This window comes from Klebsiella sp. HN106, from assembly GCF_051209435.1.
GTDB lineage: Bacteria > Pseudomonadota > Gammaproteobacteria > Enterobacterales > Enterobacteriaceae > Klebsiella > Klebsiella oxytoca.
In genome coordinates this window covers 183584-205511 of record NZ_JBLURD010000002.1, presented here as the reverse complement: position 1 = coordinate 205511, position 21928 = coordinate 183584, and the positions used below count along the sequence as shown (strand labels likewise).

Genomic DNA, 21928 nt, shown 5'->3' with positions numbered 1-21928 from the left:
TTATCCTCGTAGAGTCGCCGTTAAACCTTTGCTCTGAGCATAGTGCTGCGCGAAGGCGAGCAGCTCGGGTGCAGCAAGCGGTTTATCCGGAGCGGTATAGGGCTGACTGAGTAATTGGTATTTATTCATGCCTAACGTGTGGTAAGGCAGAAAGTGGATCTCGCCAACCTTTAAACGGTCAGCGGCAAAATCGGTAATGGCGGCGATATCGCTTTCGTTGGCGTTAAAGCCCTGGATCAGCGGTACGCGAATGATGATTTTCTTTCCGGCCTGCGCGACGCGCTGCAGGTTATCCAGTACCCGACGGGCGCTGCCGTCCGTCCACTGCTGGAAAATCGCTTCGTTGACGTGCTTGAGATCGGCGAGAAACAGATCGATAAACGGCAAAGCGGGTTCGACGTATTTCCACGGCACGTGCAGGCAGGTTTCGACCGCGGTGTGGATCCCGGCGCGGTGGCTGGCCTCAAACAGCTGTCGGGCCAGCTCGGGATTCATAAACGGCTCGCCGCCGGAAAGCGTGACGCCGCCGCCGCTGCGGTCGTAAAACGGTTTGTCGCGCAGCACCGTGGCCATAATCTCTTCGACGCTTTTCTCTTCGCCGCACACCGTTAACGCCGTCGTCGGGCAGCAGTCGCGCAATTTGCCGATATGCGCATCGGTGAGCTTTTCGCGATGGATAATCAGACCGTCCAGCTTACGGGTAATCACTTCCGGCGCAGCCTGCTGGCAGAGGTCGCAGCCGTCCAGGCAAAGGCGGGCGTCATACAGCAAATCCGCCGTGCGGGCGCGGCTTTCCGGGTTCTGGCACCAGCGGCAGCCCAGCGAACAGCCTTTGAGGAATACGACAGTGCGGATCCCCGGGCCGTCATGGGTTGAGTAACGCTGAATGTTGAAGATCATGATTCACCCTCTTGTTTGCATATGAAGATTAAATTACTTTCGAATGAAAGTTGTATTGATATAAATCAACAAGCAGAAGGAGGGAGGAAAATGGAGGCTAAAAAGCCACTGCGGGTCACAAATCATCCGGCGACGGCAGTCGCCGGAAAAGGGCTAAGGCGTGCCACACACCTCACACTGAGGGTTACGCATCAATTTCATTTCGCGGAACTGGCAGCGCATGGCGTCGTACATGACGATTTTTCCCGTCGCCGGGCTGCCGTAGCGAGTCAGCAACTTTATCGCTTCCATCGCCTGTAGCGAACCAATGGTGCCGACCAGCGGCGCCATCACCCCGGCTTCTACGCAGGTGAGGGCGTTTTCGCCAAACAGACGGCTCAGGCAGCGGTAGCAGGGTTCATCTTCCTGCCAGGTAAAAACGCTGATTTGCCCTTCCATGCGAATTGCCGCGCCGGAGACCAGCGGTGTTTTATGACGAAAACATCCGGCGTTGAGCTGGTTACGGATCGCGACGTTGTCGGTACAGTCGAGCACCAGATCGTGGGCGGCGATTTGCGCCGCCAGCGCCTCGTCTTCCAGCCGCGCGTTGAGCGCCGTGAGCTGAACGTGGGGATTAATCCGCGCCAGTGCGGCGCGGGCGGAGTCGACCTTCGGCTGGCCGATGGTGGCGTCACTGTGCAGAGTCTGGCGCTGAAGGTTGGAGAGCGAAACGGTGTCGAAATCGAGCAGGGTAAGCAGGCCGACGCCTGCCGCCGCCAGATACTGCGCGGCGGCGCAGCCCAGCCCGCCGAGGCCGACAACCAGCACGCGGGAGGCTTTCAGCTGCTCCTGACCGTCAAAATCGAAATCGCGCAGAATAATCTGCCGGTTATAGCGCAGCATCTCCGCATCGCTCAGCTCCACGCTCATTACAGCCCTCCGAACAGATGATTAAAGGGCTCAACGTCCACCCATTCGCCCGCTTCCACGTTGCCGCGCTCGCGCTCCAGCACGATAAAACAGTTGCCGAGGCTGAATGAGCTGAAGATATGCGATCCCTGGTGACCGGTGCTGTTAACCGTCAGTTCGCCGTCCGGACCGCGCTGCAGCACGCCGCGTTGAAAATCGAGTCGTCCGGGCGATTTTTTCAGATGGGTTGCGGCGCGCACGCGCAGACGCATCGGCTGAGCCTGCCCACCGTTGCCGGAGAGCTTCGCCAGCAGCGGCTGGACCAGCTGGTAAAAGGTTAGAGTTGCGGAAACCGGGTTACCCGGCAGACCGCAAAACCAGCTGTGGTTGAGCTTGCCGAAAGCGAAAGGTTTACCCGGTTTAATCGCCAGCTTCCAGAAGCCGATTTCACCCAGTTCTTCGAGAATCGCTTTGGTGTAGTCTGCTTCGCCGACGGAGACGCCGCCGGAGCTAATCACCACGTCTGCCTGTCGATCGGCCTCGATAAAGACTTCCCGCAGCTTAGCCGGATCGTCGGGAATAATGCCGAGGTTAATGACCTCGCAGCCCAGCTCCTGCAGCATCAGGTGTACCGCCAGGCGATTAGTATCGTAAATTTGCCCGTCGGCGAGGGGCTGGCCCGGCAGCTGGAGTTCATCGCCAGTAGAGAAAACCGCCACGCGCACTTTGCGTATCACCTCGACGTCGGCAATCCCCAGCGAGGCCAGAACCGGCAGCTCGGCAACGGTCAGGCGGGTACCGGCAGGGAAAACGACCGCACCGTGGGCGATATCTTCGCCGAGACGACGGATATTCTGTCCGCTTTTCACCGGCGCGAGGAAGCGGATGCCCCCATCGGTTTGTTCCGTCTGCTCCTGCATCACCACCGCGTCGCAGCCTTCCGGCACCGGAGCGCCGGTCATAATGCGGATACAGGTGCCCGCCGGCCAGTCACCGCTAAAAGGTTGACCGGCGAAGGCCTTGCCGGTGACCGGCAGCGCTGCGCCGTCGGTGAGATCCGCCAGGCGTACCGCATAGCCGTCCATTGCCGAGTTATCAAAACCGGGCACGTTGAGCGGTGAAACGAGATCATGGGCGGTCACGCGCGAAAAGGCCTGCAACAGCGGTACGGTTTCCGTCGCATTCAGCGGCGTAATACGATTGAGCATCTGGGTCAGGGCTGTGTCGAGCGGCATCAGTCCGGCGGTAAAATCCATGGGTTTCTCCTGCGGGCAAACATCGAAAACGCCTATTATACCTTAAATAATTCGCGTTGCAGGCAGGCGGCGACGTAGGGACAAATTCGTCGGGAACGAATTTGAACAGCTGAAGGCTGCCTCTGGTGAGGGACAAGGATGTCCCTCATTACATCCCCGGGAGCTTACTTCAGTAAGTGACTGGGGTGAGCGACAAATCTGTACGGAACAGATTTGAACGCCGTGTAACGGCGGCCCGTCAGGGCGAGGCTCATGGATGAGCCGAGTAACGAAGCCAACGCACATGCAACTTGAAGTATGACGGGTATATGGCAGAAAAGAGAGACGGGCTATAACCCACCTGGGTACAAGCTTTACATCACCCTCCGCTCTTTCTATATTCAAAAATTGTATAGGACAGTCAGCACGATAATGATATTTATACACTTTATCGTTAAGGAATGGCGCGATGGGGAAGGCGGTTATAGCAATTCACGGCGGAGCCGGGGCGATTAGCCGCGCGCAGATGACGCCGGAGCGCGAGCGGGAGTACGTGGCAGCGCTGTCGGCGATTGTCGATAGTGGACAAAAAATGCTGGCGGCCGGGGCCAGCGCGCTGGATACGGTAACCGAAGCAGTTCGGCTGCTGGAAGAGTGCCCGCTATTTAATGCTGGTATTGGCTCCGTGTTTACCCGCGATAGTCGCCATGAACTCGATGCCTGCGTCATGGATGGTTACAGCCTACAGGCGGGAGCCGTGGCCGGCGTTCAGCATTTACGCAATCCGGTGCTGGCGGCGCGGCTGGTGCTGGAGCAAAGTCCGCACGTGCTGCTGATTGGCGAAGGGGCGGAAGCGTTTGCCGCTTCCCGCGGTATGGCGCGCGTCGATAACAGCCTGTTTTCTACCCCTGAGCGTTTACTGCAGCTGCGTCAGGCGCAGGAAGGCGACGATATCGTGCTCGATCACCACGCCGCGCCGCTGGATGAGCGGCACAAAATGGGGACCGTCGGCGCGGTAGCCATGGATCTGACGGGCAACCTCGCGGCGGCGACCTCAACCGGCGGGATGACCAATAAGCTACCGGGACGCGTCGGCGACAGCCCGCTGCCGGGAGCGGGCTGCTACGCCAATAACGCCAGCGTCGCCGTGTCCTGTACCGGTACCGGGGAAGTGTTTATGCGGACCCTGGCGGCCTACGATATTTCGGCGCTGATGGAGTATAGCCAGCTCAGCCTGCAGGAGGCCTGCGAAAGGGTAGTGATGGAGAAGCTTCCGGCGCTGGGCGGTAGCGGCGGCCTGATCGCCATCGACAGAGAAGGCAACGTGGCGCTGCCGTTTAACAGCGAAGGCATGTACCGTGCCTGGTGTTATGCGGGCGATACGCCCACGATTGGTATTTATCGCGAATAAGAGGAAAGGGCGTTGCCGCATAGTCAAGAAATCGATGCCGATGATGTTCTGCAGGTGCGCGGCCTGAATGTCGTGTTTAATCAGCAACAGCAGGCTTTTTCCGCCGTCCGCGACCTGTCGTTTACCCTGCGGCGCGGCGAAACGCTGGCGATTGTCGGCGAGTCGGGCTCGGGAAAATCGGTGACTTCGCTGGCCCTGATGCGCCTGCTCGATCGGGCGGTCAGCGAAGTGCGCAGCGATGCGCTACTTCTGCGCCGTCGCAGTCGGCAGGTGATTGAGCTGAGCGAACAGTCTGACGCTGAAATGCGCGGCGTGCGCGGCGCGGATATGGCGATGATCTTCCAGGAGCCGATGACCTCGCTCAATCCGGTCTTCACCATCGGCGAGCAGATTGCCGAATCTATCCGCTTACATCAGGGCCTGAAGCATGATGAGGCCCTGCGCGAAGCGAAAAAAATGCTCGATCAGGTGCGCATTCCGGAAGCGGAAGCCATGCTCTCACGCTATCCGCACCAGCTTTCCGGCGGGATGCGTCAGCGGGTGATGATCGCCATGGCGCTCTCCTGTCGTCCGGCGGTGCTGATTGCCGATGAACCGACGACCGCGCTGGACGTCACTATCCAGGCGCAGATCTTACAGCTGATTGCCGTCCTGCAAAAAGAGATGGCGATGGGCGTTATCTTTATTACCCACGATATGGGGGTGGTCGCCGATATCGCCGACCGCGTGCTGGTGATGTATCGCGGCGAAGCGGTGGAAACCGGCAGCGTGGAAGAGATTTTTCGCGCGCCGAAGCACCCGTATACCCAGGCGCTGCTGGCCGCGGTGCCGCGGCTGGGCGCGATGCGCGGCACTTCGCTGCCGCGTCGCTTCCCGCTGTTAAACCAGAGCCCGTCGTCGGAGGGGCAGAACACCGTTGTGGCCGGAGAACCGATCCTTAAAGTTCGCGATCTGGTGGCGCGCTTCCCGCTGCGTAGCGGAATTCTCAACCGCGTAACCCGTGAGGTGCATGCGGTCGAAAAGGTCAGCTTTGATTTATGGCCCGGCGAAACCCTGAGCCTGGTGGGCGAGTCCGGGTGCGGTAAATCGACGACCGGCCGGGCGCTGCTGCGGCTGGTAGAGACCCAGGGTGGCAGCATTATCTTCAACGGCCAGCGAATTGATATGCTAACGGGCAGTAAGCTTCAGGCGCTGCGCCGCGATATTCAGTTTATTTTTCAGGACCCGTACGCTTCCCTCGACCCACGGCAAACGGTGGGCTATTCGATTATGGAGCCGCTGCGGGTGCATCGGCTGCTGGAGGGCGATGCCGCCCGTGAACGGGTCAGCTGGCTACTGGAACGCGTCGGGCTGGAGCCGGAACATGCGTGGCGCTACCCGCACGAGTTTTCCGGCGGCCAGCGGCAGCGCATCTGTATTGCCCGCGCGCTGGCGCTCAATCCGAAAGTGGTGATTGCCGATGAGTCGGTATCGGCGCTGGACGTGTCGATTCGCGCGCAAATTATCAATCTGATGCTCGATCTACAGCGTGAGATGGGCATCGCATTTCTGTTTATCTCCCATGACATGGCGGTGGTTGAGCGCATCAGCCACCGCGTGGCGGTGATGTATCGCGGGCGTATTGTCGAGATTGGCCCGCGCCGCGCCGTGTTTGAAAACCCGCAGCACCCCTATACCCGTAAACTGATGGCCGCCGTTCCGGTGGCTGACCCTGCGCATCGCCGTCCGCAGCGCGTGCTGCTCTCCGACGAGCTGCCGGGTAACATCTTCAAGCGGGGCGAAGAGGGGATCAGTACACCGTTACAGCAGGTGGGGCCGGGGCACTTTGTCGCCAGAGAGTCCGCCGCCGACGTGCTGGCGCGCTAACAACGACACCAATAATGCAGCATTTCAGGAGAACAACATGACTCAACGCGTATCAGGCAAATGGCTGTTGGCGCTGGGCGTCGCCTCGGCGCTGACAGCCGCTCCGGCTCTGGCCGCAAAAGATGTGGTGGTGGCGGTCGGTTCTAATTTTACGACCCTCGACCCGTATGATGCTAACGACACGCTGTCGCAGGCCGTCGCCAAGTCCTTCTATCAAGGGCTGTTCGGCCTCGATAAAGAGATGAAGCTACAGAACGTGCTGGCGGAAAGCTATACCGTTTCCCCGGACGGCCTGGTGTATACCATTAAGCTACATCCGGGGGTGAAGTTCCAGGACGGTACCGAGTTTAATGCCGAAGCGGTTAAGGCGAACCTCGATCGCGCCAGCAACCCGGAAAACCATCTCAAGCGTTATAACCTGTATAAAAATATCGCCAGCACCGAAGCGGTAGACCCGACCACGGTGAAAATTACCCTCAAACAGCCTTTCTCGGCGTTCATTAATATTCTGGCCCATCCGGCGACGGCGATGATTTCTCCGGCGGCGCTGAAGAAATATGGTAAAGAGATTGGCTTCCATCCGGTTGGCACCGGGCCTTATCAGCTCGATACCTGGAACCAGACCGATTTTGTGAAAGTGAAAAAATTCGCCGGTTACTGGCAGCCAGGGCTGCCGAAGCTGGACTCCATCACCTGGCGCCCGGTCGTGGATAATAATACCCGCGCGGCGATGCTGCAGACCGGCGAAGCGCAGTTTGCATTCCCGATCCCCTACGAGCAAGCGCCGCTGCTGGAGAAAAACAGCAAGCTAGAGCTGGTGGCCAGCCCGTCAATTATGCAGCGCTATATCAGCATGAACGTGACGCAGAAGCCGTTCGATAATCCCAAAGTGCGCGAAGCGATTAACTACGCTATCAACCGTCAGGCGCTGGTAAAAGTCGCTTTTGCCGGCTACGCCACACCGGCGACCGGCGTGGTGCCGCCGTCTATCGCCTATGCTGAAAGCTACAGCGCCTGGCCGTACGATCCGGCTAAAGCTCGTGAGCTGCTGAAAGAGGCGGGTTATCCGAATGGCTTTACCACGACGCTATGGTCATCGCACAACCACAGCACGGCGCAGAAAGTACTGCAGTTTACCCAGCAGCAGCTGGCGCAGGTGGGCATTAAGGCGCAGCTGACGGCGATGGATGCGGGCCAGCGCGCGGCGGAAGTTGAAGGTAAGGGACAGAAAGAGAGCGGCGTACGCATGTTCTACACCGGCTGGACGGCGTCGACCGGGGAAGCCGACTGGGCGCTTTCGCCGCTGTTTGCGTCGCAAAACTGGCCGCCGACCCTGTTTAATACGGCTTTCTACAGCAATCCGCAGGTCGATAAAGATCTCAATGACGCGCTGAAAACCACCGATGCGCAGGAAAAAACGCGGCTGTATAAAGACGCGCAGGATACTATCTGGAAAGAGTCGCCGTGGGTGCCGCTGGTCGTAGAAAAGCTGGTCTCGGCGCACAGTAAAAATCTGACCGGGTTCTACATCCAGCCGGATACCGGATTTAGCTTTGAACAGGCGGATCTTAAGTAGAGAGTTGTGGGTCCCCGGGCGCAGGCTGCGGGGAATTTGCGCAAGGAGAAGCATGCTCAATTATGTGATTAAACGCCTGCTGGGGCTGATCCCCACGCTGCTGATTGTAGCGGTGCTGGTGTTTCTGTTCGTGCATATGCTGCCCGGGGATCCGGCTCGGCTGATTGCCGGGCCGGAAGCCGATGCCCAGGTGGTGGGAATGGTGCGCCAGCAGCTTGGGCTCGATCGCCCGCTGCACGTGCAGTTCTGGCACTATATCAGCAACATTTTGCAGGGCGACTTTGGCACCTCGATGGCTTCCCGCCGCCCGGTGAGCAGCGAAATCGCCAGCCGTTTTATGCCCACTTTCTGGCTGACGATTGCCAGTATGGGCTGGGCGGTCATCTTCGGGATGGCGGCAGGGATCGTGGCGGCCGTGTGGCGCAATCGCTGGCCGGATCGTATAGGCATGGCGCTGGCGGTCACCGGCATCTCGTTCCCGGCCTTTGCGCTCGGTATGCTTTTGATGCAGATCTTTTCCGTTGAACTGGGCTGGCTGCCAACGGTGGGCGCCGACAGCTGGCGGCACTATATTCTGCCTTCGCTCACCCTGGGCGCGGCGGTGGCGGCGGTGATGGCGCGTTTTACCCGCGCCTCGTTCGTCGATGTTCTGCATGAAGACTATATGCGCACCGCGCGGGCGAAAGGCGTCAGCGAAACGCTGGTGGTGCTCAAGCACGGCCTGCGCAACGCGATGATCCCGGTCGTCACTATGATGGGGCTACAGTTCGGCTTTTTGCTCGGCGGTTCAATCGTGGTGGAAAAGGTCTTTAACTGGCCTGGTCTCGGACGTCTGCTGGTGGACTCGGTGGAGATGCGCGATTACCCGGTGATTCAGGCGGAAGTGCTCCTGTTTTCGCTGGAGTTTATTCTTATTAATTTAGTGGTGGACGTACTGTATGCCGCCATTAATCCGGCTATCAGGTATAAGTAAGGTGCGATTGCTCAACTGGAGAAGACAAGCGGTTATCAACGCGATGCCGGGGGTTAAACCCGGGCAGATACGTACCCCGTGGCACGAGTTCTGGCGGCGGTTTCGCGGCCAGCCGGTGGCGATGGGCGCGGGGATATTTGTGCTGCTGCTGATTGCGGTGGCGATCGTGGCGCCGTGGATCGCGCCGTTCAATGCGGAAAACTATTTTGACTACGATCGGCTCAACGATGGCCCGTCGATGATGCACTGGTTCGGCGTTGATTCGCTGGGGCGCGATATTTTTAGCCGGGTGCTGGTCGGCGCGCAGATTTCGCTGGCCGCCGGGGTACTGGCGGTATTGATCGGCGCGGCTATCGGCACCGTACTTGGGCTACTGGCCGGGTATTACGAAGGCTGGTGGGATCGCATCATTATGCGCATCTGCGATGTGCTGTTTGCTTTCCCTGGCATTCTTCTGGCGATTGCCGTCGTGGCGGTGATGGGCAGCGGAATGTCGAACGTCATCATCGCGGTGGCGATCTTTTCGATCCCGGCATTTGCGCGTCTGGTGCGCGGCAATACGCTGGTGCTTAAGCAGCAGACTTTTATCGAGTCGGCGCGCAGCATTGGCGCCAGCGACGCTAACATTCTGTTTAACCACATTTTGCCCGGAACGGTATCATCGATTGTGGTCTACTTTACGATGCGCATCGGAGTGTCGATTATCTCTGCCGCCAGCCTGTCATTTCTGGGCCTTGGCGCGCAGCCGCCGACGCCGGAGTGGGGGGCAATGCTGAACGAGGCGCGGGCGGATATGGTGATGGCGCCGCACGTGGCGCTGTTCCCGGCAATTGCCATTTTTCTGACGGTGCTGGCGTTTAACCTGCTGGGTGATGGCCTGCGCGATGCGCTGGATCCGAAGATAAAAGGTTAGGCGTTCGAGGATTGTGCAGCCCGGACAGGTGTCCGGGAAAGCACATCGCACGCTAATCCTGTGCGGTTTTGTCGCCCGGATAGGGCGCATGAGCGCCGCTATCCGGGACAGGTTGGCGGGCGGAATTAAACCCGGCTGCCCCACAGATCGTATTCGTCGGCGTGTTCGACTTTCACTCGCACAACGTCGCCCGGTTTGACTTTACTTTCGCCGTTGAGGTACACCGCGCCGTCGATTTCTGGCGCATCGGCCATGCTGCGGCCAATGGCTCCTTCTTCATCGACTTCGTCGATCAGCACCATAATTTCGCGGCCGACTTTCTCCTGCAGACGCTCGGCGGAGATCTGCTGCTGAAGCTGCATAAAGCGGTTCCAGCGCTCTTCTTTAACGTCTTCCGGTACCTGATCCGCCAGTTCGTTGGCGGTCGCGCCTTCCACCGGGCTGTACTTGAAGCAGCCGACTCGGTCGAGGCGGGCTTCCTTCAGGAAGTCCAGCAGCATCTGGAAATCTTCTTCCGTCTCGCCCGGGAAGCCGACGATAAAGGTCGAGCGCAGGGTGAGTTCCGGGCAGACTTCGCGCCACTGCTTGATACGCGCCAGCTGACGGTCGGCGGAGCCGGGACGCTTCATCATCTTGAGAATGCGCGGGCTGGCGTGCTGCAGCGGGATATCGAGGTAGGGCAGAATTTTGCCTTCCGCCATCAGCGGGATCACATCATCAACGTGCGGATAGGGATAGACGTAGTGCAGGCGCACCCAGATGCCAAGCTTAGCCAGTTCTTCGCACAGGCTAACCATGCTGGTTTTAACCGGCATACCGTTGTGGAAGCCGCTGCGATGTTTAACATCGACGCCGTAGGCGGAGGTGTCCTGAGAAATCACCAGCAGCTCTTTTACCCCCGCGTCGGCCAGGCGTTTGGCTTCTGCCAGCACTTCACCAATCGGACGGCTGACGAGATCGCCGCGCATGGACGGGATGATGCAGAAGGTGCAGCGATGGTTGCAGCCTTCAGAAATTTTTAAGTAAGCGTAATGACGCGGCGTCAGCTTCACGCCCTGTTCCGGCACCAGGCTCAGGAACGGGTTATGTTTAGGCTTCGGCGCGTAGTGGTGGACGTGCTCCAGCACCTGTTCATAGCTGTGCGGGCCGGTAATTTCCAGCACCTTCGGATGCACTTCGCGGATCTGATCTTCTTTTGCGCCCAGGCAGCCGGTGACGATCACTTTGCCGTTTTCTTTCAACGCTTCGCCAATCGCTTCCAGCGACTCCTGCACGGCGCTATCGATAAAGCCGCAGGTGTTAACGATAACCATATCAGCGTTATCGTAGGAGGGAACCACATCATACCCTTCGGTACGCAGTTCAGTCAGGATACGTTCTGAGTCCACGAGATTTTTCGGGCAGCCCAGAGAGACAAAGCCGATCTTCGGCTGAGGGGTGACATTGCTCATAGCTTAAAAAGTGTTCAATTATTGGGATGGTCAGGGCAGGGATTCTACAGAGATCGGCGGAAAGTTTATACTCCTTTTCTTGTTAGCCCGCAGACAGCAGCATCTCTTTTTACGGCGTTGATTATCCGTATTGTTGAGAAAAATAACGCCGTTATTCATCTTTTGCCGCCGGAGCCAGCGCAGGGTGGTTTAAATCAGGTTTAAGCCAGAGACAGTAAAATAGTCACTGCTATGGATTTTCATTTTTTATCAGGTTTCCGATGTTTAAAAAGTTGGGTGGTTCAGCGTGCGCGCTGGTAATGATTGGCACAGCGCCAGTTTATGCCGACGAGCTGGCGTTATATTCAGTGAATACCGGTTCATTTGTCTATCATATGACCGGCAATCACGGCCAATATAACGAAAAATTCAATAATCAATTTTTTTCCGTTGAGCGCAAGCTGTCGGCAGATTCGAAGTACAGCCTGTTAGTCGGGACCATGAAAAATAGTTTTGACGATCGCTGCCTCTCTCTGGGGGCAAGGAGAGACTGGTATGCGGGGACAAATGGCTGGACGTTTAAGGGCGTCTATGCCTACACCGGGGAGTTCTTCTTTAAAGCTTTTAGCGATTGCGGCGATTCAGGTACCTATCGAACGGCGAAGAAACTGACCGGCGTCGGTTTCTCTCCCTATATTTATCATGGCCTGCAGTACAATTTTACCCCTTATTTCGGCGTAGAAACCGGGATTATTATCCCGGCGATATTTGTGGTGAGCGTGCAGTGGAGTTTTCGTTGATTCGCCCGAAAGCTGCTTCCGGGCGAATTGATGATTAATGGCTTTGCGCAACGCCAGCGCCTGGCGCAGACCCCGGCGCGGTCGGTTCTCTATTATCGCGAAGCGTAAATACCGAAATTAACGTAAATACCCCGGCAACACCGCCCAGGATATAATACGTCTGCGCGAAGCCGATAGTGTCATACAAATACCCCGCCAGCGGCGAGTAAACGGCGGTGGCGATGGAGGCGACAAACAGCACCAGCAGGTAAACCGTCGATGACAGCTTGTTGTCGAAGTTGGCGGCAATGAATTTAAATACCGACACCAGGATCAGCGGTTTTTCCAGCGCATGCATCATTTTGACTGCGCCGATCCACACCGGACCCAGCGGGATCGCGGAGCCTACGATACGGACCGACATGATCAGTCCGGCGATGATCAGCGCCCACTTCGCGCCGGTGCGGTTTACAAACCACGGCATCAGGCATAAAAACAGCGTCTCCCCGCACACCTGAATGGAGGCCAGAATTCCGTACCAGCGATTCCCCTCCTCGGGCGTCGGGAACTGCAGGGAAAAGTACTGGGCAAACTGCTGATCGTAGGTATCGTAGATTTGCGTGACGAAAAGGGTGAAGACCAGCAGCATCCAGAACTGCCCGTTCTTCGCCAGCTCCAGGGCATGGGAAACTTTCAGGGCGCTGGTTTTCTGCATCTCCGCTTCGCTCAGTTCGATTTTGGTCAGCATAAAACAGATCGCGGCAATCACAATGGCGATGCTGGCCAGCCAGAAAGCAAGGTTCGGATTGCTGTCGATATACTTACCGACGATCCACGCCGCGGCGGCCCAGCCTAACGATCCCCACATCCTTACGCGGCCATATTCGAACTGGTAGCGCCGCGAAATTTTATCGATATACGAATCGATCACCCCGCAGCCGGAGTTAAAAATAATCCCCAGGTATACCCCGCCGAGCAGCGCGCCCAGCCAGAAGCTGTGCACCAGCAGCGGTGCATATAAATAAATAAAGAACGGACCCACCGGTAGCAGCATGGCGACGAGAAACCAGATGAGTCGTTTTTTCAGGCCGAATTTATCGGAAATAAAGCCAAAGAAGGGCTGCATCAGCAGGGCAATAAAGGCGTTAACCGAGTAGAGCAGGCCGGTTTTCGTGGCGCTAATCCCGAGATGCTGGGTCGTCCAGATAACAAAGAATGCCATGGTCGAGGACCAGGCGAAGAGGTAGAGGAAGTCGAAAAGACTCAACAAGATATAGTTTCTTCTGCCGGGATTAATCATTTCTGTTCCTTCAAGCGATAGCGTCAAAGGTTACAAGCAAGATAGAGCAACCTGCTGCGACCTGTTTTGTTATACGTATTACATATTTGTGAGGTGATATGACACCCGGTGACATTTTCAGGCAATGTGAATGGCGCTAATTTGTGATCATTGCAGCAAAAAAATAATTTTCCATCACATGAAAAAGAATTGATCTTGATTGAGAGCGTATAACATTTTTTCTTGAGGGGCGCAGGTTGAGCAGGCGAGGATTATAATCTTAGTTGTAACATTGTAAATAATGTTAATGACCTGAGAATTATTGATCTCACACAGCGTTTTGTACAAAAAATAACCATATTATAATTATGGTGAAGGACGATAGAGGAGGAACTGAGATGAACGTTGACAGACTGTATCGTAACCTGATGAATAAACTGATTAATGCCTCCATTGATCTTGATGCTTATTTACAGTTGCGTAAAGCAAAAGGCTATATGTCAGTCAGCGAAAACGACCATCTACGTGATAACTTGTTTGAACTGTGCCATGAAATGCGTGAATACGCGCCGCGCCTGCAGCACGCCGTTGCGCCGGAGGAAAAGGAAGCCCTGCGCCTTGCGGGCGAAGCCGTCGCTTCCGCGGCGGTATGCCTGCTAAGCGGACATCATGATTGCCCGTCCTACATTGCGGTCAACGTAGATAAACTGGAAAGCTGCCTGGCGGTATTGCGGCTAAACATTCAGAAATTGAATGATTTTGCCCCCATTACCCACGCCTGAGACAGGGGGAGCCTGCTCCCCCTGATTAATGTTATGTAAAAATCCCTTCCCGCTTCCCCACGCTGGCTACCCTTATCAGCATTGCTGACAAAAGGAGTATGCCATGCACCAGACCGTCACCCTGATAGCGCTTACCACGCTGTTGTTACCCACTGCCGTCCTTGCCGCCCGGGAGCGCGTGGAGGTGTTGCAGAACCAGCTCGAACACCCGTGGGCGCTGGCCTTCCTGCCGGACGATCGCGGTATTTTGATTACCCTGCGCGGCGGCGAACTCAAGCTCTGGCAGCGCGACAAAGGCCTCTCGTCGGCGATCCCGGGCGTACCGCAGGTCTGGGCTAACGGGCAGGGCGGTTTGCTGGACGTGGCGCTGGCACCGGACTTTGCCCAGTCGCGCCGGGTCTGGCTGAGCTATGCCGAGGGCGGGGATGAGGATAAAGCCGGGACCGCGGTGGGCTATGGCCGATTGAGCGAGGATCTCCAGCGTCTGGAAAACTTCCAGGTGGTGTTCCGCCAGCAGCCGAAGCTCTCGACCGGCAATCATTTTGGCGGACGGCTGGCGTTCGACGGTCGTGGTCATCTGTTTATCGGTCTCGGAGAGAATAACCAGCGTTCAACCGCTCAGGATCTCGATAAGCTGCAGGGAAAAGTGGTGCGGCTAACGGCTGATGGCAAGGTCCCGGCCGATAATCCTTTTGTCGGCCAGTCTGGCGTCAGGCCTGAAATCTGGTCTTACGGAATTCGTAACCCTCAGGGATTGGCGATAAACCCGTGGAGCGATACGCTGTGGTTACATGAGCACGGGCCGCGCGGCGGGGATGAGATCAATATCGTGCAAAAAGGTAAAAACTACGGCTGGCCGCTGGCGACGCACGGCATTAACTACAGCGGCCTGCCGATCCCGGAAGCCAAAGGCAAAAAGGCGGAAGGCACCGAAGCGCCGCTATTTGTCTGGGAGAAGTCGCCGGCGGTGAGCGGTATGGCGTTTTACAACGCGCAGGTTTTTCCGCAGTGGCAACACAGGCTGTTTATCGGCGCGCTGAAGGATGAATCGCTCATTGTGCTCAAGGTTGATGGCAATAAAGTCACGGAGCAGGAGCGCATTCTGACCGATCGCGGTAGACGCATTCGCGACGTACGCGTTGGACCCGATGGTTATTTGTATGTGTTAACCGACGAATCCAACGGTGAGCTGCTGAAGGTGAGTCCGGCGGGTTAAAATCAGGTGACCGGGATCATCACCACGTTGCGCCAGGCCTGACGTTCGCCGATCTGCTGGTACCAGCGCTGCAGATGCGGGCGCGGCTGCCAGGTTTTTACCGTTTCCAGCAGGTTGTAGACGAACGGCGCGACGGCGATATCGCCGAGGCCGAAGGCATCGCCCGACAGCCACTGATGGCGCGACAGCTCGTCGTCCAGAATAGCGAACAGCGTCTCGCAGGCGGCAATACCGGCTTCAATGGCGGCAGGATCGCGTTTTTCTACCGGCGTTCTGACCAGGCCCATTAAAACGGGTCGATGGGCAGGCGAGAGCGAACCGTTGGCCCAGTCCATCCATTTTTCTCCCTGGGCGCGCTCGGCTGGCGACTCCACCCACAGGCGATTCTGACCATACTGCGCGGCCAGATAGCGGATAATGGTGTTTGATTCCCAGAGCACGACATCGGTCGTTGCATCTTTCAATAGCGGTACCAGACCGTTGGGGTTCATGGCCAGATAGGCCGGATCGTGATTCAGACCGAACTCCAGGCCTGCCAGAATTTGCTGATACGGGAGGTCGAGTTCTTCCAGCACCCAGCGCACTTTCTTCACATTGGTTGAGTTATTTCTGCCCCACAGCGTAATCATATCCGCTCCTGCTTTTTATTTCGCCGCCATTGCGGCGTAGTGAGCATTCATGTTGGAATAAAGTTAATATTCCGGCAAGTGATTTTATTCTACTGAAACTAAACGTTTTTTATGCCTACTACCTTGCGTTTGGGGCACCCTTGGGACACAACGTCAGAAAAACTGTTATTCAACATTTCCACCTGGTTGCGGTCCATCTCTCCGATCCACTTTGAGTAAATCTCATAAACCATCTTCGCGTTCTCGTGGCCCATCTGCCCGGCGATGAAAGAAGGGTTAGCTCCGGCAGTTAAAAGCCAGCATGCGAACGTGTGGCGCGACTGGTAAGGGCGTCTGCTCCTAATTCCCGCCTTCTTTAGTCCCGCCTCCCAACTATACCCCAGAGACTGAGAGCCATAATACTTCGTTTCCCCGCGCCAGTTTTTGGGCGGGATAAACACGAACCGCAATTTTTGTTGTTCAGTTAAACCATGTTCGCGGTGATGGAAAGTGATTTCGGTTTTGCTTAATGCGCCAGTTAGCTTGAATTGCTCACGTAAGGCGTTCAGCGCAGGCTCAAGCAGGGTTACAGTTCTGATCCCCGCTTCGGTTTTGGGTGGCACAAACAGGCCCTCATTCGTCTGGTTACGCCTGACGTGAACCTCACCCTTATCAAGGTCCACATCCTCCCAGGCTAAAGCTGTTAGCTCTCCATGCCGAAGGCCAGTAAAGATAGCTGTAGTCCAGAGCAAAGCATACCGAGGAGATAACGCTTTTATGAAACCTTCGAATTCACTCTGGAGAAGTGGATCTGGGTCTCTCCTGGAGCGCTTAAGCATCTTTATACCTTCGTGAGGGGTATGCTCGATAAAGCCGCTCAGGTTCGCCAGTTTGAGCAGCGCAGTCAGGTTGTTCATCAGGCCGTTGACGGTGGATACAGCGCGACCTTTTCTTTTAAGCCAGGGCGCGTGATCGCTAAAGGTGTTACCAGTTAATAGCGCGTTCCTGTAATTCAACAGGTCGGTATGCTGAATATCCGCAATATGCGTATTACTTCCGACGATAGCGCAAAGTGTTGCTATCCGTGATTCCGCGCCTCTGAATGATGCAGCTGAAACCTCAAGCTTTTTGGCATCAAGATAAACTTTGCATAATTCACCGAATGTTTTAATTTTTTGCGTCGTGGTGAATTTTTTAAGCGCCTTTGATTCAGGGAAGTGCTCTGCATAGTCAAATTTACCTTGCTGAATCTCACTCATAATTAAAGCGCGGAGATTGCCAGCCTTTCTTATATTGCTATTTGATACAGTCCAGCCTCGCAAAACTTCGCGGCAACGTATGCCGCGATATAGAAAGCTAATTCTTATTCCTTTCCCATGCAGCTCTACGCCAGCAGGCATATTCATTATGTTTCCCCGACAAGCCTATTAATCCTGGTGTAGTTGTAGAGAAGCGTTACCCTTCCTTCTGAAGCTTTTGGATCTGGTGGGTGCTTCTTATAATGAATGCCCTCGATCCATCTCCCCTCCCGGTAAGATTTAATTTGCCGGGGAGTCATATACATCTTCGCTACAATTCCCTTTTCCATCACCCATTCATCTTCTTGAGTAATATCGGCCATAAATAACCTCATGGCCGGGAAACTATAATCAGTTCCCCGGATTAATGTTGATTATTGGAAATCAAATACTGGATCCATCAAGATGATCAAACAAACTCCAGTATCTCGACCAGTCTGGCTGCATATACTCTTCCGCTTCTTCATCCCATTCGCCAGCAAATGGGTCCTCACAGACCGAGGTAAGCCATAGCCCAATTGCCGGACAGTCAGGATTTCCCTCAAATAATTCAGCGATAGAAGGCCAGTGGTTTACAGTGGCTTCATTTGGAGGGAAATCAGCAAGGTAAAGCCGGATGTATTCAGCTGCACGGGAGTAATGCTCCTTGAGGATATACATCCGGTCATATGTCATTGCTAATACAGCTCGGTGATGAAGAGGAATGTCCTCACGATTGGCCAGAGGCCATAGCTTATCGATACATGCCATATAACCATGCGGGGCCGTTCTCAGATAACAGATAGCCATGTCGTTCCAGATTACGGGACCGCTGCCCCATGCATTGCGAAACTCTTCAGCAGTCTCTGATTTTTCGCCTGGCCAAACTCGTATTACTGTTGTGTAGCTCATCGTGAAGCCTCCGCTTTAAGCGCTTTATACGCACGAAGCACATGTGATGTTTTCCCGGAAATAACTGTTTTCATTATGAAGAACCCGCTACGTTTAGACCGAACGGAAGGAGCCAGGAATAAGGCGGTATCAACGGCGCGGTTGTGTAGGCGGAATTCGAATACCGTGCTGGTTATAATAGCGGTTGCGATTACACCTTTATCGTTAAATTCTATTTTCATAATTATTTATTCCACGCTGCTGGTCGTAATTGAAAGTTTGCAGGCCTTGAAGGTAATGACTTACGAACTAAAGACTGCGTAGCCTTTAATTGGTCTTTCTTTTTTTCCTTTTCGTTACAGATAGGGCAGTAATAAGCCACTTTGCGATAAGCTCCTCGGCCAGAAGGGCGATATTGCAACTCTTCGCGTGCAAAGGAGCCGCCGCAGCTATAGCAATGGAGTTTTTCGGCATCCATAATTATTCCTTTGTTTAGGTGTGTGGGTACCTGCCATTTAAGGCATTGAATATTTTGGTGATAATTAAAATGAAACTTCGGTATTTACTTTATATTGACCTGTAAGCAAGTCAGCATCGACGGAAATTAAATCTCCATACAGGTCATAATTTAAAACGACATCACGAAATTGAAGCCCTGAAAGCGCATCCGTACGACCGCAAAACATACGGTCTTCTTCGTGCTTTGCTGCTTCATGAATATCTTTTATTGACGCCATGGCATCAGACCACATGCCACTGTTACCAATAAATTGCGCAATAGCGAGTTTGCTTTGAGCTGCTTTAACCACCGGGTTGCTTTGCAGAAAATTAGCCATTGAACACCCCCGTAACATAAAGAATTTCTACAGCCAGCCCGACCCAGAAAACCATTCCGATAGCCAGAACAATTACCAGTGAACGAAAGCCGTTTCTGCTCATCTCCTTTCCCTCATGCGTGTTGAGTACCTAACAGACCTTGCAATGCAGTGCCGGGTGCCTCCCGGTGATACCAGCCAGTTAACAACTGGTATCGACAGCTTCTTTTCCACCCCACTCTTTTTAGAAACGAGTGATACCGATTAACTGTGCCGCGTGCGCATAGCCGCATTCACTGCATTGCAAAGTCTGTTGATTTTTAGCCTTCAGGCGGCCAACCGAACGTTTAACCTATCGCACCGTTGTGTCGATAAGTAGAGAATACTACATAAAGTAGATTGGTCAACACCTAAAGTAGAAATAAATATCTACTAAAAGTTTTTTTTGACGATGCGGAGACACAAAAAAACCCAGCATTGCTGGGTTTGGTGTGGTTGTTTCTGATTTATTTTTTGTCTGGATCTGCGTACTCGCTATAGAACTCCAGGAGCTTCTTATAGCGAATCTCAAAGGCCAGAAGCATGTTGTTTGCTTCTGCATCAGGGAATTTTCTGAAGACTCGAATCAGGCGTTTCTCTTCATCGCTTAAGCTCGCGAATTCTGTTTCATCGCCTTTCTCTGGTTGGGTGAGGGTGACGGTCTCCAGGGCTGCGTTGGATTCAGCACTGTTTTCTACTGCCCCGTAGTCTAGCCAGGCTGGAGGCACGCTCAACCACTCCGCAATTCTCATCAGCTTTTCATCGCGCGGTTTTGCTGTGCCAAGCGTATACCGCCTAGCCATTTCGTAGGTGACCTGTCCCGCATGACTTAATTGCTTAACAGACAAGTTCTTTTTACTCATCTCTTGGTTAAGTCGATCTGCGAAGTCTTGATGCTTATTCGATTTTTCTACCATAGGTAGAAGATTACGGCAGAGAGCGTTTTTAGTCATTTCTATTTTAAGTAGTTGCATTTTCTACTTTGTGTAGTATTCTCTACTTACCAACTCACAGGAGGTAAGAATGCCTACACCATACAAAAACATAACGGAGAAAGCCGTTAGAGCGATTGGGAATGTTTCCTATGTCGCCCGCATGTTCGACTTTAAGTCGAGCCAGTCAGTAGCAAATTGGATAAACCGAAATTGCGTCCCTAGTGATCGCGTCATCCCACTCTGTCGCATGGGAGGGTGGGTAGTAACCCCTCATGAACTTCGCCCGGACCTTCATCCAACACCGATTAGTGGACTTACGGAAGAAATTATCACCAAGCGGCAGAGGGAGTCTGATTAATGGAAATCAAACACGAGCACGTTGAAATAGTTCTGCTGGCCTGGGCTGCTGAAGTCGGTCAGGCATATGCAGCTAATGCCATTACTGAAGAGTATGTGCGTTCAGGTGGGACTGAGCTTCGCCTGGTACCGGGCAAAGCGTGGGCCAATCAGCAGAATATCTTCCATCGTTGGCTGAAGGGTGAGACCGAACAGCAGCGCGAGAAAATCCGCCTGCTCCTTCCCTCAATCCTGCGCGTTCTGCCGCGTGAAATCCGTCATCGTCTGAGCATTTACGACACGATAGAGCGTCGGGCATTGCTGGCGGCCCAGCATGCCATCGGAACGGCTATTGATGCGCACGACGACGCTATTGAAGCCATATACAGCAAGGCGTATCAGCCTGTCGCTGTTGAAGTAACGAAATACCACTGATTCCGGAGGTGACTATGTGTAACCAGTCTGCTGCTGAATTGATTGCTCGCCTGAAACGAGCGTATCCGGCGTATGAGCCGTCTGAAGGAGATTGTGCAGGCACTGGCATTCCTAAGGCCGGTTCTCGCTTCCAGCACAGACACAAAGGCCACATGGTGACGGTACTCACAGCGACAGAGAAAGAAGTTTCCTACCGCAAAGCCTGCGGGGCTATTGGCTGGGTGGGATTGAGAGAGTTTTTACGGCTACACAATGAGGTTTCGGAATGAACAATCAGGTTTTTGAAATTGTTCAGGCCATGTCGGGGCAGGGGAACTGCATAACGATCCCCGGACCGTATCTGGATTTCTTTGCAGGAGACAGGCAGCAGCATTTGCTGGCGGCCATTCTCAATCAGCTGGTGTTCTGGTCGGGCAAGTCTAGCCTGGAAAATGGCTGGTTTTACAAAGAGCACGCAGCGCTTGCTAAAGAAATTCGCGCTAAAGACGGCGATGTGGTCAGAAAGGCAATGTTCAAGATTACAGAGCAGTACCTGGCGGGAGTTATTGAGGAAGAACTTCGGCAGGTAAGCGGCACGCCGAAGAAGCATTACCGCGTCGATCAGGACGCACTAATCGCCAAAATATTCCCGCAAGGGGGAAATTCAAATAAACCATTGAAAAACATGGATTCGGCTCAAGAGCCGAATGGAAACGGCTTAAGAGCCGAATCAAAGCAAGTTGTTGAAAGTAATGGAAACGGCTCTCAAGCCGAATGCATTCGTCCCAAGAGCCGAATGGAAACGGCCCAAGAGCCGAATCCTGGAAACGGCTCTCAAGCCGAATCCTATCTCTATACAGATCTTAAAAACAGATCACTACATACAGATCATAAAAACCACGCGGGAGAGATTCTTCCTGTGGATAACTTTGCTGAGTCAGGACGTGAACCGGTCATCCCGGCAGCATACATTCCTGACGCTACCGAAGACAGTAACCTGGCTACCGATGATGACTTCGATCTCGCGATGTGGTTCTGGTCGACCATCATCGAGATGTACGAACGCGCCGCCGAATTTGATGGCTCTCTGGCAAGACCGAGAGAACCGAACTTTGTTGGATGGGCTAACGAGGTTCGCATGCTTCGCCAGGAACATGGCTGCAGCCACGACCAAATCCGCACCATGATTGAGCGCATTCAGCGCGATCAGTTCTGGTGCCCAAAAGTTCAAACCATGAAGACATTACGTAACAAATGGCCTGAGCTGGCGCTGAAGCTGTGCCCGGTAAACCTTGCTGTAGGCGGAAACCTTGGTTTCAGCGGCAAAGTTCAGGCAGATATCCCGAAAGGTTTCAGGGGCTAAGG

At 54.6% G+C, this 21928-nt stretch carries 23 protein-coding genes; 10 read left to right on the top strand and 13 right to left on the bottom strand.

From position 1 onward, the window contains the following. The 3 genes from ACSIPU_RS07610 to moeA all read right to left on the bottom strand — a co-directional run bounded on the left by ACSIPU_RS07610 (position 1) and on the right by moeA (position 3044). Complete coding sequence (locus ACSIPU_RS07610; RefSeq protein ID WP_004111617.1) at positions 1-900, bottom strand: glycyl-radical enzyme activating protein; 900 nt, start codon at positions 898-900, stop codon at positions 1-3. 153 nt (positions 901-1053) lie between these two features. Then, positions 1054-1809 carry a molybdopterin-synthase adenylyltransferase MoeB gene (moeB, locus tag ACSIPU_RS07605; protein ID WP_004100525.1) on the bottom strand — a complete coding sequence of 252 codons (756 nt, stop codon included), beginning with the start codon at positions 1807-1809 and terminating at the stop codon, positions 1054-1056. Beyond that, the gene (gene moeA / locus ACSIPU_RS07600; RefSeq protein WP_435321824.1) at positions 1809-3044 is read right to left on the bottom strand and encodes a molybdopterin molybdotransferase MoeA; all 1236 of its coding nucleotides are present in this window, start codon (positions 3042-3044) and stop codon (positions 1809-1811) included. Before moeA ends, moeB begins: the two co-directional genes overlap by 1 nt. Positions 3045-3492: 448 nt before the next feature. Here moeA and iaaA point away from each other — a divergent pair, with 448 nt between their 5' ends. The 5 genes from iaaA to gsiD are packed head-to-tail and all read left to right on the top strand — an operon-like array spanning position 3493 to position 9762. Then, positions 3493-4434, top strand: a complete 942-nt coding sequence (iaaA, locus tag ACSIPU_RS07595; RefSeq protein WP_023320623.1) for a beta-aspartyl-peptidase — start codon at positions 3493-3495, stop codon at positions 4432-4434. Positions 4435-4446: 12 nt separating this feature from the next. Further along, the gene (gene gsiA / locus ACSIPU_RS07590; protein WP_023320624.1) at positions 4447-6300 is read left to right on the top strand and encodes a glutathione ABC transporter ATP-binding protein GsiA; all 1854 of its coding nucleotides are present in this window, start codon (positions 4447-4449) and stop codon (positions 6298-6300) included. A 37-nt stretch (positions 6301-6337) separates the two neighbouring features. Continuing rightward, positions 6338-7876, top strand: coding sequence for a glutathione ABC transporter substrate-binding protein GsiB (gene gsiB, locus ACSIPU_RS07585; protein ID WP_004100531.1), 1539 nt, complete (start codon positions 6338-6340; stop codon positions 7874-7876). 52 nt (positions 7877-7928) lie between these two features. Next, complete coding sequence (gsiC, locus tag ACSIPU_RS07580; protein ID WP_004100533.1) at positions 7929-8849, top strand: glutathione ABC transporter permease GsiC; 921 nt, start codon at positions 7929-7931, stop codon at positions 8847-8849. Position 8850: 1 nt separating this feature from the next. Beyond that, entirely contained in the window at positions 8851-9762 is a 912-nt protein-coding gene (gene gsiD / locus ACSIPU_RS07575) for a glutathione ABC transporter permease GsiD (RefSeq protein WP_064351936.1), read from the top strand. Positions 9763-9887: 125 nt separating this feature from the next. Here the strand turns inward: gsiD and rimO are convergent, their stop codons facing one another. Beyond that, on the bottom strand, positions 9888-11213 hold the full coding sequence (gene rimO, locus ACSIPU_RS07570) for a 30S ribosomal protein S12 methylthiotransferase RimO (protein ID WP_004100537.1): 1326 nt from the start codon (positions 11211-11213) through the stop codon (positions 9888-9890). A gap of 299 nt (positions 11214-11512) precedes the next feature. Here rimO and ACSIPU_RS07565 point away from each other — a divergent pair, with 299 nt between their 5' ends. After that, entirely contained in the window at positions 11513-11992 is a 480-nt protein-coding gene (locus ACSIPU_RS07565; protein ID WP_026055890.1) for a hypothetical protein, read from the top strand. Positions 11993-12026: 34 nt separating this feature from the next. Here ACSIPU_RS07565 and ACSIPU_RS07560 read toward each other — a convergent pair whose 3' ends face one another. After that, positions 12027-13268 carry an oligosaccharide MFS transporter gene (locus ACSIPU_RS07560; RefSeq protein ID WP_162098348.1) on the bottom strand — a complete coding sequence of 414 codons (1242 nt, stop codon included), beginning with the start codon at positions 13266-13268 and terminating at the stop codon, positions 12027-12029. A gap of 380 nt (positions 13269-13648) precedes the next feature. Between ACSIPU_RS07560 and bssR the strand changes: the two genes are divergently transcribed. After that, positions 13649-14032, top strand: coding sequence for a biofilm formation regulator BssR (bssR, locus tag ACSIPU_RS07555; RefSeq protein WP_023320626.1), 384 nt, complete (start codon positions 13649-13651; stop codon positions 14030-14032). A gap of 103 nt (positions 14033-14135) precedes the next feature. Then, positions 14136-15248 carry a PQQ-dependent sugar dehydrogenase gene (locus ACSIPU_RS07550; RefSeq protein WP_023320627.1) on the top strand — a complete coding sequence of 371 codons (1113 nt, stop codon included), beginning with the start codon at positions 14136-14138 and terminating at the stop codon, positions 15246-15248. A gap of 2 nt (positions 15249-15250) precedes the next feature. On the opposite strand, the gene ACSIPU_RS07545 is transcribed toward ACSIPU_RS07550, so the two are convergent. The 8 genes from ACSIPU_RS07545 to ACSIPU_RS07510 form a co-directional block, all read right to left on the bottom strand. Further along, positions 15251-15877: a glutathione S-transferase family protein gene (locus ACSIPU_RS07545; protein ID WP_004100548.1), complete on the bottom strand. Its 627-nt coding sequence runs from the start codon at positions 15875-15877 to the stop codon at positions 15251-15253. Between the two features lie 98 nt (positions 15878-15975). Beyond that, positions 15976-17262, bottom strand: a complete 1287-nt coding sequence (locus ACSIPU_RS07540; protein ID WP_435321819.1) for an Arm DNA-binding domain-containing protein — start codon at positions 17260-17262, stop codon at positions 15976-15978. After that, entirely contained in the window at positions 17262-17477 is a 216-nt protein-coding gene (xisR, locus tag ACSIPU_RS07535; RefSeq protein ID WP_004111685.1) for an excisionase family protein, read from the bottom strand. Before xisR ends, ACSIPU_RS07540 begins: the two co-directional genes overlap by 1 nt. A 61-nt stretch (positions 17478-17538) precedes the next feature. Further along, the gene (locus tag ACSIPU_RS07530) at positions 17539-18045 is read right to left on the bottom strand and encodes a hypothetical protein (RefSeq protein ID WP_435321817.1); all 507 of its coding nucleotides are present in this window, start codon (positions 18043-18045) and stop codon (positions 17539-17541) included. Next, a complete protein-coding gene (locus tag ACSIPU_RS07525) occupies positions 18042-18266 on the bottom strand; it encodes a hypothetical protein (RefSeq protein ID WP_064351932.1) in 225 nt (74 codons plus the stop codon). The genes ACSIPU_RS07530 and ACSIPU_RS07525 overlap by 4 nt, the downstream gene beginning before the upstream one ends. Positions 18267-18268: 2 nt before the next feature. Further along, complete coding sequence (locus tag ACSIPU_RS07520; RefSeq protein WP_142370433.1) at positions 18269-18502, bottom strand: hypothetical protein; 234 nt, start codon at positions 18500-18502, stop codon at positions 18269-18271. Between the two features lie 64 nt (positions 18503-18566). Continuing rightward, on the bottom strand, positions 18567-18860 hold the full coding sequence (locus ACSIPU_RS07515; protein WP_435321814.1) for a host cell division inhibitory peptide Kil: 294 nt from the start codon (positions 18858-18860) through the stop codon (positions 18567-18569). 485 nt (positions 18861-19345) lie between these two features. Beyond that, complete coding sequence (locus ACSIPU_RS07510) at positions 19346-19852, bottom strand: hypothetical protein (protein ID WP_181511433.1); 507 nt, start codon at positions 19850-19852, stop codon at positions 19346-19348. Positions 19853-20170: 318 nt separating this feature from the next. Here ACSIPU_RS07510 and ACSIPU_RS07505 point away from each other — a divergent pair, with 318 nt between their 5' ends. Together ACSIPU_RS07505 and ACSIPU_RS07500 are read left to right on the top strand one after the other, a co-directional pair. Continuing rightward, positions 20171-20584 (top strand): toxin YdaT family protein, encoded by a 414-nt coding sequence (locus tag ACSIPU_RS07505; RefSeq protein WP_017146276.1) that lies wholly within the window; start codon positions 20171-20173, stop codon positions 20582-20584. A 265-nt stretch (positions 20585-20849) separates the two neighbouring features. Beyond that, positions 20850-21926 (top strand): hypothetical protein, encoded by a 1077-nt coding sequence (locus ACSIPU_RS07500; protein ID WP_435321813.1) that lies wholly within the window; start codon positions 20850-20852, stop codon positions 21924-21926. The last annotated feature ends 2 nt before the right edge of the window (positions 21927-21928 follow it).